This window comes from Streptomyces sp. T12 (assembly GCF_028736035.1).
In the GTDB taxonomy this organism is placed as follows: Bacteria; Actinomycetota; Actinomycetes; order Streptomycetales; family Streptomycetaceae; genus Streptomyces.
Genome location: NZ_CP117866.1, coordinates 9,342,792 through 9,356,554 on the forward strand (window position 1 = coordinate 9,342,792; position 13,763 = coordinate 9,356,554).

11 protein-coding genes are annotated in these 13,763 nt (G+C 71.2%); 4 read left to right on the forward strand and 7 right to left on the reverse strand.

What is annotated here, in order from left to right:
* Positions 1-16: 16 nt before the first annotated feature.
* Both PBV52_RS41890 and PBV52_RS41895 read left to right on the forward strand, forming a co-directional pair.
* On the forward strand, positions 17-1,768 hold the full coding sequence (locus tag PBV52_RS41890) for a non-ribosomal peptide synthetase (RefSeq protein ID WP_274246211.1): 1,752 nt from the start codon (positions 17-19) through the stop codon (positions 1,766-1,768).
* On the forward strand, positions 1,758-3,098 hold the full coding sequence (locus tag PBV52_RS41895) for a condensation domain-containing protein (RefSeq protein ID WP_274246213.1): 1,341 nt from the start codon (positions 1,758-1,760) through the stop codon (positions 3,096-3,098). The genes PBV52_RS41890 and PBV52_RS41895 overlap by 11 nt, the downstream gene beginning before the upstream one ends.
* Here PBV52_RS41895 and PBV52_RS41900 read toward each other — a convergent pair.
* Positions 3,077-3,805: a methyltransferase gene (locus tag PBV52_RS41900; RefSeq protein ID WP_274246215.1), complete on the reverse strand. Its 729-nt coding sequence runs from the start codon at positions 3,803-3,805 to the stop codon at positions 3,077-3,079. The two genes, PBV52_RS41895 and PBV52_RS41900, sit on opposite strands and share 22 nt — an antisense overlap.
* A 94-nt stretch (positions 3,806-3,899) precedes the next feature.
* Positions 3,900-5,198 carry an MFS transporter gene (locus PBV52_RS41905; protein WP_274246217.1) on the reverse strand — a complete coding sequence of 433 codons (1,299 nt, stop codon included), beginning with the start codon at positions 5,196-5,198 and terminating at the stop codon, positions 3,900-3,902.
* A 161-nt stretch (positions 5,199-5,359) separates the two neighbouring features.
* On the opposite strand from PBV52_RS41905, the gene PBV52_RS41910 reads away from it, so the two are divergent.
* A complete protein-coding gene (locus tag PBV52_RS41910) occupies positions 5,360-7,411 on the forward strand; it encodes a phosphocholine-specific phospholipase C (RefSeq protein ID WP_274246219.1) in 2,052 nt (683 codons plus the stop codon).
* Positions 7,412-7,417: 6 nt separating this feature from the next.
* Here the strand turns inward: PBV52_RS41910 and PBV52_RS41915 are convergent, their stop codons facing one another.
* Both PBV52_RS41915 and PBV52_RS41920 read right to left on the reverse strand, forming a co-directional pair.
* Entirely contained in the window at positions 7,418-8,383 is a 966-nt protein-coding gene (locus PBV52_RS41915) for a DMT family transporter (RefSeq protein WP_274246221.1), read from the reverse strand.
* Positions 8,380-9,186, reverse strand: coding sequence for a phosphatase PAP2 family protein (locus tag PBV52_RS41920; protein WP_274246223.1), 807 nt, complete (start codon positions 9,184-9,186; stop codon positions 8,380-8,382). Before PBV52_RS41920 ends, PBV52_RS41915 begins: the two co-directional genes overlap by 4 nt.
* 257 nt (positions 9,187-9,443) lie before the next feature.
* On the opposite strand from PBV52_RS41920, the gene PBV52_RS41925 reads away from it, so the two are divergent.
* Positions 9,444-10,058 (forward strand): TetR/AcrR family transcriptional regulator, encoded by a 615-nt coding sequence (locus tag PBV52_RS41925; protein ID WP_274246225.1) that lies wholly within the window; start codon positions 9,444-9,446, stop codon positions 10,056-10,058.
* Positions 10,059-10,212: 154 nt separating this feature from the next.
* Here PBV52_RS41925 and PBV52_RS41930 read toward each other — a convergent pair whose 3' ends face one another.
* From PBV52_RS41930 to PBV52_RS41940, 3 genes are all read right to left on the reverse strand, one after another.
* Positions 10,213-11,232, reverse strand: a complete 1,020-nt coding sequence (locus PBV52_RS41930) for a DUF2510 domain-containing protein (RefSeq protein ID WP_274246228.1) — start codon at positions 11,230-11,232, stop codon at positions 10,213-10,215.
* A 75-nt stretch (positions 11,233-11,307) separates the two neighbouring features.
* On the reverse strand, positions 11,308-12,462 hold the full coding sequence (locus tag PBV52_RS41935) for an anhydro-N-acetylmuramic acid kinase (protein ID WP_274246229.1): 1,155 nt from the start codon (positions 12,460-12,462) through the stop codon (positions 11,308-11,310).
* A 4-nt stretch (positions 12,463-12,466) separates the two neighbouring features.
* Positions 12,467-13,738, reverse strand: a complete 1,272-nt coding sequence (locus tag PBV52_RS41940; protein ID WP_274246231.1) for an MFS transporter — start codon at positions 13,736-13,738, stop codon at positions 12,467-12,469.
* Positions 13,739-13,763 lie beyond the last annotated feature (25 nt).

A 13,763-nucleotide genomic window follows, 5' to 3' on the forward strand; every position in this document is an offset into this window, starting at 1 on the left:
AAGTGGAGGAACTGAATTGGGCATATTGCGCGGTGTCACGACACCCTTCCCGGCCCACTCCTCGATCCCCGTGCGCTTTGCCGAACAGGTGCGGGCACGTCACGGGGCGGTCGCCGTCGTCGACGGTGAGCAGTCCCTCACGTACGCGGAGCTGGACGAGCGGTCGAACCGGCTCGCGCAACTGTTGCGCGACCGGGGCGTGGGCGCCGAGACCCGGGTGGGTGTGCTGCTGGAGCGCGGCCACGAGCTGGTCACGGCCGTCCTCGCGGTCGTCAAGGCGGGCGGCGCCTACATGCCCGTCAACCCGGCGTATCCACGGCAGCGGCAGCAGGAGATGCTGGCCGATGCCGAGGCGACGGTCGTCGTGACCGAGGAGGAGGTACGCCAGGCCGCCGTGGCCGGGGACACCCCTGACGCCGCCCTGCCCGCGGTGGGCCCCGACTCCCTGGCGTACGTCCTGTTCACCTCGGGATCGACCGGCAGGCCCAAGGGCGTCATGATCGAGCACCGCTCGGTGCTACGGCTGGTCTGCGACACCGACTATGCGGAACTCGGCCCCGACGAGCGTATCGCCCAGGTGGCCGACCCGTCGTTCGACGTCTTCACCTTCGAGGTGTGGGGGGCCCTGCTGAACGGTGGCACGCTCTGTGTGCTCCCCCCCGACGCGATCCTGGCCCCCGGCGAACTCCGGCGCATGCTGGCGGCGTACCGCGTCACCACCCTGTTTCTCACCTCGGCACTGTTCACCGAGGTGATGGCCGACCGTCCCGACAGCTTCGGCGGACTGAGGAACCTGTTCGTGGGCGGCGACACGGTGAGCGTCTCGCGGGCGCGTCAACTTCTCGAGAGCGAGCCGTCCGTGCGCCCCGACCGCTTCCTGAACGCTTACGGTCCCACCGAGGCCACCACCTACGCGACCTGCGGGCTGATCGAGTCGGTTCCGGCCGACGCCACGTCGGTACCGATCGGCGGGCCGATCGCGAACACCTCGTGTTACGTGCTCGACGCCGACCTGAAGCCGGTCCCCGACGGGACGGCCGGCGAGCTGTTCATCGGCGGGCCCGGTGTGGCCAGGGGATATGTGGGTCGGCCCGAGGAGACGCAGGAGCGCTTCCTGCCCGACCCCTTCGCAGCGGAGGACGGGGCGAGGATGTACCGCACCGGGGACCTGGTGTGCTCCCGCGGGGACGGGATGCTCGCGTTCCTGGGCCGCGTCGACAACCAGGTCAAGATCCGCGGCTACCGGGTGGAGCCGGGCGAGGTGGAGGCGGTTCTGGGCGCGCATCCGGACGTCAGGCAGGCGGCCGTGGTACCGGACGAGGCGACGGGCGAACGGAGGCTGGTGGCCCATGTGGTGCCGGCCGAGCCAGGGAGCACGCCGACCGGGTTGCGCGAGTTTCTCGCCGGGCGGCTGCCCGAGTGGCTGATTCCGTCCGTCTTCGTGATCTCGCCCAGCCTGCCCTTCACGGACAGTGGCAAGGTGGACCGGGCTGCGCTGCCGCCGGTTGCGGCGAACGGTCCGGACGCCTCCGCGGTGGCACCGCGCACCGACCTGGAGCGCGAAGTGGCCGCGCTCGCCGCGGACATCCTCGGTCTGAGCTCCGTGGGACTGACCGACGACTTCTTCGCGCTCGGCGGGCACTCGCTGCTGGCCATGCGGCTGCTGTCGCGCGTCAACGACACGTTCGCCGCGGAGGTCGAGCTGGGGGACTTCCTCTACGACCCGACGGTCCTCCGGCTGGCGGCCGAGGTGGCCCGTGACCGTTGACCGCGAGGTCTCGTCCGCGCAGCGGAAGGTGTGGGTCCTCGACCGGCTCCATCCGGGAACCGCCGCTTACACGGTGCCGCTCGTCTACCGGATCGACGGCGATCTGGACCTCGCGGTGCTGGAGCGGTCACTGAGCGAGATCGTCCGCAGACACGACATACTGCGCACGGTCTACCGGGTGCGGTCGGGTGGCGTACGCCAGGTCGCGCTGCCCGCGCAGCCGGTGAGCATCCCGGTCGTGGACGTCTCGGGCCACGAGGATCCGCCCGCCGAGGCGCGGCGGCTGGCCGCCGCGGAGAGCCGACGGCCCTTCGACCTCGCCTGCGGCCCGGTGATGCGGCCGCTGCTGCTGCGGTCGGCACCCGGTCGGCACCTGCTGTGCCTCACGCTCCACCACATCGCCTGCGACGGCTGGTCGCTGCATGTCCTGGAGCGCGAACTGTCCACCTGCTACCGGTCCTGGCGTGTCGGCCGGGCACCCGAACTCCCGCCACTGCCGGAGCAGTACGCCGACTTCGCCGAGTGGCAGGCCGCCCGTATCGCGGATCCGGCACTGCGACCGACGCTGGACCACTGGCGCAGACGTCTGGCCGACGTCCCCGCGCCCGCGACCCTCCCGGCCGACCGTCCGCGTCCGCCTGTGCAGAGCTTCGCGGGCGGCCATGTGCGGTTCACCGTCGAGCCGCCGGTCGCCGAGCGCGTCGGCCTGCTGGCCCGGGCCTGCCGTGCGACTCCGTTCGCCGTGCTGCTGGCGGCCTACGCGGCGCTCGTCCATGTACGGGGCGGCGGCGCCGAGGCCGTGATCGGCGCGCCGGTGACGAGCCGTCGGCGGGAAAGCGATCACCGGCTGATCGGGATGTTCGTGAACACCGTCGTCCACCGCGTGGACGTGTCGGGGGCGCCGACCTTCCGGGAACTGGTGCACAGGGCACGCGACGAGAGCAGGAGCGCGATGGCGCACCGGGCCGCGCCCTTCGAGCTGCTCGTCGAGGAGCTGAACCCGGTGCGGGACCCGGGGTTCAATCCGCTCTTCCAGCTCATGCTCGGCTACCAGGAGGCCGAGGAGAGCGGGTTGGTGCTGCCCGGTTGCGAGGTGGAGCGGAAGTTCGGCGACACCGCAACCGCCAAAGTCGACCTGTCGCTGACCATGACCCGCGACCACGAGCGCTACACCGGCCGCCTGGAGTACAACAGCGACCTCTTCGAGGCCACGACGGCGCACAGCATCGCCGAACAGTTCCGGACACTTCTCGCCACCGGCACCGCCGACCCACAGCTCGGGATCGGCACACTTGGCCACGGCCCCGGTCACGCCCTCCGAAACGCGTAGAGCACGTAGTCCACCTGCAGCCGGCCGTCCTCGCTGTCGGAGCCCCGGGCACCGGAGGCGTCGACGGGCAGGCTGAGCATCTCTCGCCGGTACACGGACCTGCTGAATCCGGCCTGTGCGGCCATATCCTTGAGCCGTGCGGGGTTTCCCAGGGTTTCGCTGAAACCCAGGAACACGCGCCCGCCCTCGGTCAGATAGCGGCCCGCGTCGGCGAAGAACTTCTGGTGCATGGCATAGCCGGAATCGAAGGCGGCGTAATCGATCTGGCTCTCGTACCGATGGTCGGCCGGAGCCTCGATGAACGGCGAATTCCAGTAGATGAGGTCGAACCGGTTGGACACGTCGAGCTCGGAGAAGAGATTGCTCTTCAGGATGGTGACCCTATCGCCCACGCCATGACGAAGGGCGTTCAGTCTGGAATTTTCGACCGCCACCGGGTTGATGTCGAGGGCGCAGACGCGAGAACAGCCGCGCAGCGCTGCCGTGATCGCCGTGACCCCGGTTCCGCAACCGACCTCGAGGAAGGAGCCGGCCTCCTCATACGGCAGCCACGCGGTGAACAGCCCGGTGGCGACGGCGTTTCCCGGCCAGACGTCGGGCAGCAGATCCCACTCCAGGTCACCTGCCGTGAACGTGTCCTGCGGTGGGCGCTCCTTGAACCGCGAGATGTCCCGGCGGCCTAATTCATAACTGAACTCGTTGACCATGCGTCCTCCCGCACTGCAGTTGTTTCCGTGGCCAACAACCTAGCGAATCAGGACTGGATATTGAATGGTCGGCGTCGTCGCCTGCGATAGCCGCTCACCGTTCGAGCGGCTTGTGGGCGGTCTCGGGAAGCCGTAGATACACGAGGGACGAGCCGAGGCAGAGGGCGGCGACGTACCAGGGGAAGAGGTCCGCGTGGCCGAGCTCCTTGAACAGCGTGCCGACGTACGGCGCCGTACCGCCGAACATCGCGACCGTCAGCGAGTACGGGAACCCGATGCCCGCCGCCCGCACCCGGGGCGGGAACACCTCGGCGTTCACGGCCGCGCTGATCGACGTGAAGCCCGTCAGCAGCACCATGCCCGCGCACTGCACGAGCAGCAGCACCGCGAACGAGTCGCGCAGGGCGTGCAGCAGCGGGACGGTGAGCAGGGTGAAGCCCAGGCCGAAGAAGAGCAGGAGGGGGCGGCGGCCGAAGCGGTCGGAGAGGAGGCCGCCGAGGGGCTGGAGCAGGCCGAAGAAGGCGAGCGAGATCGTGCCCGCGAGGAGGGCGTCGGACTTCTCGATGCCCGCGTTGAGTTCGGCGTACGTCGGCAGGTACGACGTCCAGGTGTAGTACGCGATCGTGCCGCCCGCCGTGATGCCGCAGATCAGCAGGGACTGGCGCGGGTGGCGGCGCAGCGCCTCCAACAGGGCGGGGCGCGGGGCCTGTTGCTGCTCGGCGCTCCTCGTCTCCTGCGCGCCCTGGCGGATCCAGAAGCCGACCAGGCTGAGTACGGCACCGAGGACGAAGGGCAGCCGCCAGCCCCAGCCGTTCATCTGTCCGTCGCTCAGCGTGTCCACCAGCAGTGTCGCGATACCGGACGCGACGAGCTGCCCGGCGGTCGTCGACACGTACTGGAAGCTGGAGAACAGCCCGCGGCGGCCCGGCCCCGCCGACTCGACCAGGAAGGTCGTCGACGCCGCGAACTCGCCGCCCACCGACAGGCCTTGGAGCAGGCGGGCCAGGACCAAGGCCACCGGAGCGAGGACGCCGGCCGCCTCGTACGTCGGGGTCAGGCCGACCAGCAGGCTGCTGCCGCCCATCAGCAGAATGGTGACCGTCAGGGCGGAGCGCCGGCCGCGGCGGTCCGCGATGGCGCCCATGAGCAGGCCGCCCACCGGCCGCATGAAGAAGCCCACCGCGAAGACCGCGAACGTCGACAGCAGCGGCACCAGGGAGTTGTCCGCGCTCTTCGGGAAGACCTCGGCCGCGATATAGGTGGCGAGGAACGTGTAGGCGTACCAGTCGTACCACTCCACGGCATTGCCGACCGAGGCGGCGAGGAGCTGGCGTACGGGCCGTTTCGCCGGCGGGGAATCCGTGCGCGTCGTCTCTGTCATGATCGCGACCATCCCCGCACCCGGGTCCCGGCACACCTCCCGTACCGACGACTTTCACACGAGCGCCACCAGACCCTTCCCTGACGTTTGGTGCTCCTGGAACACTCCTTCCGCGCGCATTCCGTCACCACCGGCCGGTCAAATCCCCCTCTATGGGAAGAGGTCCCTCACTCATGCCCGAAGTCAACCGGCGCCGATTCCTGCAACTCGCGGGCGCGACAACGGCGTTCACCGCTCTGTCGAGCTCCATCCAGCGGGCCGCCGCACTCCCGGCGAACCACCGCACGGGGTCGATCGAGGACGTCGAGCACATCGTCGTCCTGATGCAGGAGAACCGTTCCTTCGACCACTACTTCGGCAAGCTTCGCGGCGTCCGCGGCTTCGGCGACCCGCGCCCGGTGGCGCACGACGGCGGCAAGTCGATCTGGCACCAGTCGGACGGCAGCAAGGACATCCTGCCGTTCCACCCGGACGCCGACGACCTGGGCATGCAGTTCCTGGAGGGCCTGCCGCACGGCTGGACCGACGGCCAGCAGGCCTACAACGGCGGCAAGTACGACAAGTGGATCCCCGCCAAGGGCACCACGACCATGGCGTACCTGACCCGCGAGGACATCCCCTTCCACTACGCCCTCGCCGACGCCTTCACCGTCTGCGACGCCTACCACTGCTCCTTCATCGGCTCGACCGACCCGAACCGCTACTACATGTGGACGGGCTACACGGGCAACGACGGCACCGGCGGCGGCCCGGTCCTCGGCAACGACGAGCTCGGCTACGGCTGGACGACCTACCCCGAGCGCCTGGAGCAGGCGGGCATCTCCTGGAAGATCTACCAGGACACCGGCGACGGCCTGGACGCGGCCGGCTCCTGGGGCTGGATCGAGGACGCCTACCGCGGCAACTACGGCGACAACTCGCTGCTGTACTTCAACAAGTACCGCAACGCGGGGCCCGGTGACCCCTGGTACGACAAGGCCCGCACCGGCACCGACGCCAAGAGCGGCGACGGCTACTTCGACCGCCTCAAGGCCGACGTCAAGGCCGGCAAGCTGCCGCAGATCTCCTGGATCGCCGCCCCCGAGGCCTTCTCCGAGCACTCCAACTGGCCCTCCAACTACGGTGCCTGGTACATCGCCCAGGTGCTGGACGCGCTCACCTCCAACCCGGAGGTCTGGTCCAAGACCGCCCTGTTCATCACGTACGACGAGAACGACGGCTTCTTCGACCACGTGGTGCCGCCGCTCCCGCCGAAGGACGCCTCGCGGGGCAAGTCCACGGTCGACGTCTCCCTCGACCTCTACCCGGGCGACAGCAAGCGCCCGGCCGGCCCCTACGGTCTCGGTCCGCGCGTGCCGATGCTGGTCGTCTCGCCGTGGAGCAAGGGCGGTTACGTCAACTCCGAGACCCTCGACCACACCTCGATCCTCCAGTTCATGGAGCGCCGATTCGGCGTCAAGGAGACGAACATCTCTCCCTGGCGCCGGGCCATCTGCGGCGACCTGACCTCGGCCTTCGACTTCTCCCGCAAGGACAGCCGCCCGGCCGCGCTGCCCGGGACGGACGAGTACGAGCCGCAGGACCGCGAGCGGCACCCCGACTACAAGCCGACGCCGCCGGCCGGCCCGGACATGCCTCGGCAGGAGTGCGGTCTGCGTCCCTCCCGTCCGCTCAAGTACGCCCCGCACGTGGACGGGTCGGTCGACGCGGCGGCCGGCAAGTTCACGCTCGCCTTCGCCTCCGGCGCCAAGGCCGGTGCCGCCTTCCACGTCACCTCCGGCAACCGCACCGACGGCCCCTGGACGTACACCACCGAGGCCGGCAAGAGCATCGCGGACACCTGGAACGCGGCGTACTCGAACGGCTCGTACGACCTGACCGTGCACGGCCCGGCCGGCTTCGTGCGCTACTTCAAGGGCTCGAACAAGGCGGCCGGTCCCGAGGTCACCGCCCGGCACACCGGCGACGACGTAGAGCTGACCTTCACCAACAAGGGCACCGCCACGGTGGGCCTGAAGGTCACCGACGGATACGGCGGTCGCCCCACGACGGTGACGGTGCGGCCCGGCGCCACCGTGCGGCGCACCGTCGACCTGGCGGTGAGCCGGCGCTGGTACGACCTGACCGTCACCTGCGACGGCGACCCGGCGTTCCTGCGGCGGTTCGCCGGGCACGTCGAGAACGGGCGGCCGGGCGTGAGCGACCCTGCGATCATCACCGAGTAGCCCGGATCAGAGTGCTGTGAGGTGTCCCGGTTCCGGTTGCCGGGGCACCAACGCGGGTTCCGGCTTGGCCGATTCGGGTTCCAGGGCCAGTACGGCGGCCACGGGGTGCTCGTCGACCGGCGCGGGACCGACGTGCTCCTCGTCCGAGGCGGGCTCCGGCGTGGCCCGGGTGAGCAGCACCACACCCCAGGACGCCAGCCCCGCCCCGGCCAGCGCCAGCAGGATGCCTGCCGCGCCGCCCTGCAACCGCTCGCCGAGCAGGACGAGCCCGATCACCGCGGCGGCCAGCGGGTTCGCCAGCGTCACCACCGCGAGCGGGGCGCCCAGGCCACCCTGGTAGGCGGTCTGCGACAGCAGCAGTCCGCTCGCCGCGAGGGCCGCGACCAGCAGCGCCACCCCGGCCACCTGGAGGCTGAGCAGCGGGGCGGAGTGGTCGGTCAGGGCCACCGTCACGGTCTGCGTGAGCGCCGAGGCCACCCCGGAGGCGAAACCGGCCGCGCCCGCGTGCCGCAGCCCCGGCCGGGCCCCCGGCCGCGACAGCATGCCGATCAGCGCCACCGTCACCGCCGCGACCGCCAGCGCCTCGGACGTGCTCAGCACCTCGTCGGGCGCGTGCCCGGACGCCGTGACGAGGATCGCGGCCAGGCCGACGAGCGTCAGCGCCGTACCGCGCCACTCGACCGCGCTGACCCGGCGCCCCGCGATACGCGCGCCCAGCGGCACCGCGGCCACCAGGGTGAGCGCGCCGAGCGGCTGCACCACGGTCAGCGGACCGTACTTCAGGGCTACTACGTGCAGCAGCGCGCCGGAGCCGTTGAGCAGGACCGACCCCCACCAGGCGCCGGAGCCCAGCAGCCGCAGCGTTCCCGAACCCTGAGCGCGGGAGGCCAGCCGCTCCTGGGCGACGGCCGCGGCGGCGTAGGCGACGGCGGAGAACAGGGACAGGACGACGGCGAGAAGGGTGGCGTTCATCGGCCCGCTCCCACGAGTGCGGCTTCCTCGTCCCGGGCTGCCGGCACGAGCTTGTCGGTGCCGCGTCCGGCCGTGGTCGCCGTGCGCCGCGGCAGGTCGATCGCCGCGAGCGCGAGACCGAGCATGGCCGTCGCCACGATCGCGTCGAGCCAGTAGTGGTTGGCCGTGCCCACGATGACCAGCAGCGTCACCAGCGGGTGCAGCAGCCACAGCCACCGCCACCGCGACCGGGTCGCCACGATCAGGCCGATCGCCACCATCAGCGCCCAGCCGAAGTGCAGCGAGGGCATCGCCGCGAACTGGTTCGACAGGTGGTCGGTCTCGGGCGAGCCGTACACGGAGGGGCCGTAGACCTGCCCGGTGTCGATCAGGCCGGTCGCGGCCAGCATGCGCGGCGGGGCGAGCGGGAACGTCAGATGCACCACCAGGGCGGCGGCGGTGACCGCGGCGAGGACGCGGCGGGCCCAGACGTAGTGCGCGGGGCGCCGCAGGTAGAGCCAGATCAGGAAGGCCGCGGTGGCCGGGAAGTGGACGGTCGCGTAGTAGGTGTTCGCGAGGTGCATGAGCGTGTCGCCGTGCAGCAGCAGGTTCTGCACCGAGCCCTCGCCGGGCAGACGGACGGCTCGTTCCAGGTCCCACACCCGGTCCGCGTTGCGGAAGGCGTCGGCGGTGTGGCCCGTGGCGAGTTGCCGGCCGAACTTGTAGACGAGGAAGAGTCCTACGACGAGCAGGAGCTCTCGGACGAGGGGAGGCCGCGCTATCGCGTCGGTCTCCGCCTGAGCAGGCTCGGTGCGGCCATTCATTCCCCCGGCCCTTTCGCTGACGGTGGGTGGTGCTGGGTGGTGCTGGGCGGTGCTGGATGGGCTTGTCGAGCTGCTGACTGCGCGCGCTCGACAAACTCATCGATACGTCGACGTACCGAAACGCCTCTGTACCGATACGCCACTGTACCGATACGGACCCGTTCCGGTACAGTGGCGTTTCGATAGACGTACGACACACTGGAAGCGCGGCCTCCCGCACACGGCGGGGCCGCCGCACAGAGTGAGGAGAAGAGCCGATGACGTCGCAGGCCGCGGACGGACCGGAGACGGTCGCCGCCTCGCGCCGCTCCAAGATCACGCCTGAGCGTGAGCGGGAGTTCTTCGACGCCGTGCTCGAACAGATCCGCGCGTGCGGCTACGACTCCGTCACCATGGAGGGCGTCGCCGCCAGCACACGCTGCAGCAAGTCCACGCTCTACCGGCAGTGGAAGACGAAGCCGCAGTTCGTGGCGGCCGCGCTGCGCGCCAGTCGGCGGACCCGGTTCGAGGGCATCGACACCGGCACGCTCGCCGGCGACCTGTGCGAGGCCGCCCGGGCCGCGGGGGCGTGGTCCGGCAGGGACACCCGGCTCTTCCAGGCGCTCGGCCATGCCGTCATGCAGGACCCGGAACTCCAGCAAGCCCTGCGTGAGGCGCTCATCGACCCCGAGCTCGACGCGCTGCGGGAGATCCTGCGGCGCGGGGTCGAGCGCGGGGAGGTCGCCGCCGATCATCCGGCGCTGGAGTACATCCCGGCGCAGATCTTCGGTGTGCTGCGGGCACGTCCCGTCCTGGAGGGCGAGGACGCCGACCCCGAATACATCGTCCGGTTCGTGCGGGCCGCCGTGCTGCCGGCGCTCGGCCTGACCTGAGACTCAGGCCGCCGTCCACGGGATGACTGGACGGTGACCTGTTCCGCGCCGCACCGTGGGGACGGGGGCGGCGCGCACCCCCCGGCCGGGTGGGGTTCCTCTTGAGCGGAGGGGCGCCCCACCCGGCCGTTTCCTGTCCGACGAGGAACGCGGCTCAGATGTCCTGGCCGCTGCCGCCGCCGGTGGACACCTTGATGCCCTTGGTGATCTCGTCGATGACCGACTGCTCCCCGGCGTCGACGCCGATGCGGACCACGACGATCTGCTGCTCACTGACGGGCGAGGGGAAGGCGAGCGACTGGACATAGCCGTCGGCGCCCTTGCTGGTGACCGCCTTCCAGCGGACCAGATAGCCCTTCTGCCCGGCCACGGTCACCGCCTTGGAGGCCAGCACCTCGTGCGAGGTGATCTCTCCGTACCCCTTGCCGTAGGACTCCTCGGCGTTCGCCGCGATGTCCGCCTTGGCGACCTCCTCGGGCGTGTCGCCCTTGGTGCGGAGCGCGAGCGCGGGCGCCGAGTAGGCCCCGCCCTTCATGCAGGTCTGGGAGGTGTCGGAGGGGCACTTGTACGTCTCGTTCGACGCCACCTGCGCGCCCCAGTTGATCTGCTGGCCGTACCAGCCGTCCGGGATGGCGATGCTGATCCCGCTGACCGGGTCGGTCACCGAACCGCTCTCCACCCTCGGCGCCTCGGACTCGCCGGGGGAGGGGGACTGCCCACCGGAACCACCGCCGCTGCCGCCACTGCCACCGCCGGAGTCCCCGAAGGGCCCGCCCTGCCCGCCACCGGGCCCGCCCTGTCCGCCCTGGCCACCCTGCCCGCCCGGGCCCTGCTGCTGGGAGTTGGCGCTGCCGCCGCCCGAGCCGTCGTCGGCGGTCAGCGCGTACACGCCGACGCCGATGCTCGCGAGGACCGCCGCGGCCACTCCCACGGCTATGCCCGTGCGCAGGCCGCGCCGCCCGCCCGACGGCGGTTGGCCGGGATACCCCGGATGCACCGGATACGGATACGCGCCGTCGGCCGACAGCTGCTCCGGCGGACCCCATACGTCGGCCGACCCCGCGGGCCGGACCTGGTCCGTCCATGCCTTGCCGTCCCACCAGCGCTCGGTGGGCGGACCGTCACTTTTCTGGCCCGGGTCGGGATACCAGCCGGGAGGAGTCACCTGCGTCATGGGTCCACCGTATGAGGCCTCGGTGAAAGTCGGATGAGAGGATCCGGCTCCGGCGCTTCGAAATTCCGGCCCGAGTCACTCCAGGACGAGCCGAACGGGCCGCTCCCGAGCGGCCGGCGGCAGCCGCAGCCCGTCCCGGCCCGGCGTGATCGAACCGAGCACGCGCGCGTGCCGGGCACCCGTGGCCGCCGGATCGGTGCCGGGCAGTCCGTGCACGGTCAGAAACCCCAGCACGGCGAAGGCGTACGCCTCCTTCGCGGCCGACGGCAGCCCCAACTCGTCGGAGCTGCGCAGCGCCACCCCCGGCAGCCGCTGCCCGAGCATGCGCATGAGGACCGGGTTGCGCGTCCCGCCGCCCGAGGCGATCACCTCCGTCGCGCCCACCGCGCGCACGGCGTCGGCGACCGTACGGGCTGTGAGCATGGTCAGGGTGGCGACGACGTCCTCGGCGGGCAGCGTCCCGAACCCGGCCAGCGCGTCCCGCAGATGGCCGAGGTGGAACAGCTCCTTGCCGGTCGTCTTGGGCGCGGGCAGCGCGTAGTACGGCTCCTCCAGCAGCCGTCGCAGCAGCGGTTCGTGGACGCTGCCGCGACCGGCGAGCGCCCCGTCCACGTCGTACGCGAGCCGCCCACCGCTGAACCCCGTCGCGGCCGCGTCGATGAGTGCGCAGCCCGGCCCGGTGTCGAAGGCGGTCCCGTCGGGCGCCGTGAGGTTGGCGATGCCGCCGAGGTTGAGGGCGACGGGCGTGCCCGGCCGGCCGCGCAGCCACAGCAGGTCGACCAGGCTGACCAGCGGCGCGCCCTGGCCGCCGGCGGCGATGTCGCGCGGCCGGAAGTCGGCGACCACGGGCAGTCCGGTCGCCTCGGCGATCCAGGCGGGCCGGCCGAGCTGCAGCGTGCCGTACACCTGGCCGTCCTCGGCCCAGTGGTACACCGTCTGCCCGTGCGAAGCCACCAACTCGGCCCGCCCGTCGCACAGTTCACGGTCCGCCCGGACGGCTGCCGCCGCGAAGGCCTGCCCGATCCGCGTGTCGAGCCGGCACACCTCGGCCATCGACGTCGTCCCCGGCGGCAGCGCTGCCGCGAGCGCCTGCCGCAGCGTGTCGTCGTAGGCCTCGCTCACCAGCCCCAGCGGCTTCAGGACGAGGCTGTCGCCCACGAGGGCCAGCTCGGCCGCCGCCGCGTCGATGGCGTCGTAGGACGTGCCCGACATCAGGCCGATCACCCGCATGCGTTCAACTCGCCTTTCTCTGCGGTGACTTGATGAGAGCGAGAACACTCACCGCGCACGTCGCCGCCGCGTAGTACGCGGGGATGTCCACGCTCCCCGTTCGTTCGATCGTCTCCGTGATGATGAGCCCTGCGCAGCCCGAGAACACCGCATTGGACAGGGCGTAGGCGAGTCCCAGCCCCGTGTAGCGCACGGTCGTCGGGAACAACTCGGCGAGCATCGCCGGGCCGGGTCCCGCCATCAGCCCCACGACGGCACCCGCGCCACCCACCGCCGCACCCTTCACGGGGAGGGAAACGCCCGGGTCCTGAAGAAGGTTGAGCAGCGGCACCGCGAGGACCACCACCAGCACCGCCCCCGTCAGCATCACCGTCCGCCGCCCGAAGCGGTCGCTGAGCCATCCCGCCGGCACGATCGTCAGCGCAAACCCCAGGTTGGCCAGCACGGTGGCGATCAGGGCCTGCTGGAAGGTCGCGTCCAGCGTGGACTGCAGATACGAGGGCAGCACGACCAGGAAGGTGTACCCGGCCGCCGCCCACCCCATGATCCGCCCGGCGCCCAGCGCGATCGCCCCCGCGACCTCGCGCAGGGGCGGCCGCTCCGCCTCCCGCTCCGCCCGGAACGCCGGCGTCTCGTCCAGCCTGAGCCGCAGCCAAAGGGCGCCCAGCCCCAGCGGCAGCGTCAGCAGGAACGGCAACCGCCAGCCCCAGTCGCCCAGTTGCTCCTCGGACAGCACGGTGGCGAGCAGCGCCGCCGCTCCCGCACCGCCGAGCAGCCCCAGCGCCACCGTGAACGACTGCCACGACCCGTACAGCCCGCGCCGCCCGGGCGGCGCGAACTCGGTCATCACCGACACCGCGCCACCGAACTCCCCGCCCGCCGAAAGTCCCTGAAGCACCCTCAGAAACGTCAGCAGCCACGGGGCGAGGGCACCGACCGTGGCGTACGTCGGCAGCACGCCGATCAGGGTCGTCGCCGCCGTCATCAGCGTGATCACCAGGATCAGCACCGGCCGCCGTCCGATCCGGTCGCCGAGCCGGCCGAACAGGGCCGCGCCGACCGGCCGGAAGAAGAACGCCAGGGCGAACGACGCGTAGGTCTTCACCAGCGCCTCGGCCTCGCTGCCGCCCTCCGGCGTGAAGAAGCGCGCCGCGATGATCGTCGCGAAGTATCCGTAGACCCCGAACTCGTACCACTCGATGAAGTTGCCCACCGACCCCGCGACCAGGGCCTTGCGGGACCGGACCGTGCCTCGATCAGGGGAAGTCAGCGTCATGTCCGGCGCCTCTCGACTGTCGTGC

Coding starts and splice junctions, on each gene's coding strand:
- PBV52_RS41900 (WP_274246215.1), bottom strand. CDS start 3,805: ATGGTCAACGAGTTCAGTTATGAATTAGGCCGCCGGGACATCTCGCGG.
- PBV52_RS41905 (WP_274246217.1), bottom strand. CDS start 5,198: ATGGTCGCGATCATGACAGAGACGACGCGCACGGATTCCCCGCCGGCG.
- PBV52_RS41910 (WP_274246219.1), top strand. CDS start 5,360: ATGCCCGAAGTCAACCGGCGCCGATTCCTGCAACTCGCGGGCGCGACA.
- PBV52_RS41915 (WP_274246221.1), bottom strand. CDS start 8,383: ATGAACGCCACCCTTCTCGCCGTCGTCCTGTCCCTGTTCTCCGCCGTC.
- PBV52_RS41920 (WP_274246223.1), bottom strand. CDS start 9,186: ATGAATGGCCGCACCGAGCCTGCTCAGGCGGAGACCGACGCGATAGCG.
- PBV52_RS41925 (WP_274246225.1), top strand. CDS start 9,444: ATGACGTCGCAGGCCGCGGACGGACCGGAGACGGTCGCCGCCTCGCGC.
- PBV52_RS41930 (WP_274246228.1), bottom strand. CDS start 11,232: ATGACGCAGGTGACTCCTCCCGGCTGGTATCCCGACCCGGGCCAGAAA.
- PBV52_RS41935 (WP_274246229.1), bottom strand. CDS start 12,462: ATGCGGGTGATCGGCCTGATGTCGGGCACGTCCTACGACGCCATCGAC.
- PBV52_RS41940 (WP_274246231.1), bottom strand. CDS start 13,738: ATGACGCTGACTTCCCCTGATCGAGGCACGGTCCGGTCCCGCAAGGCC.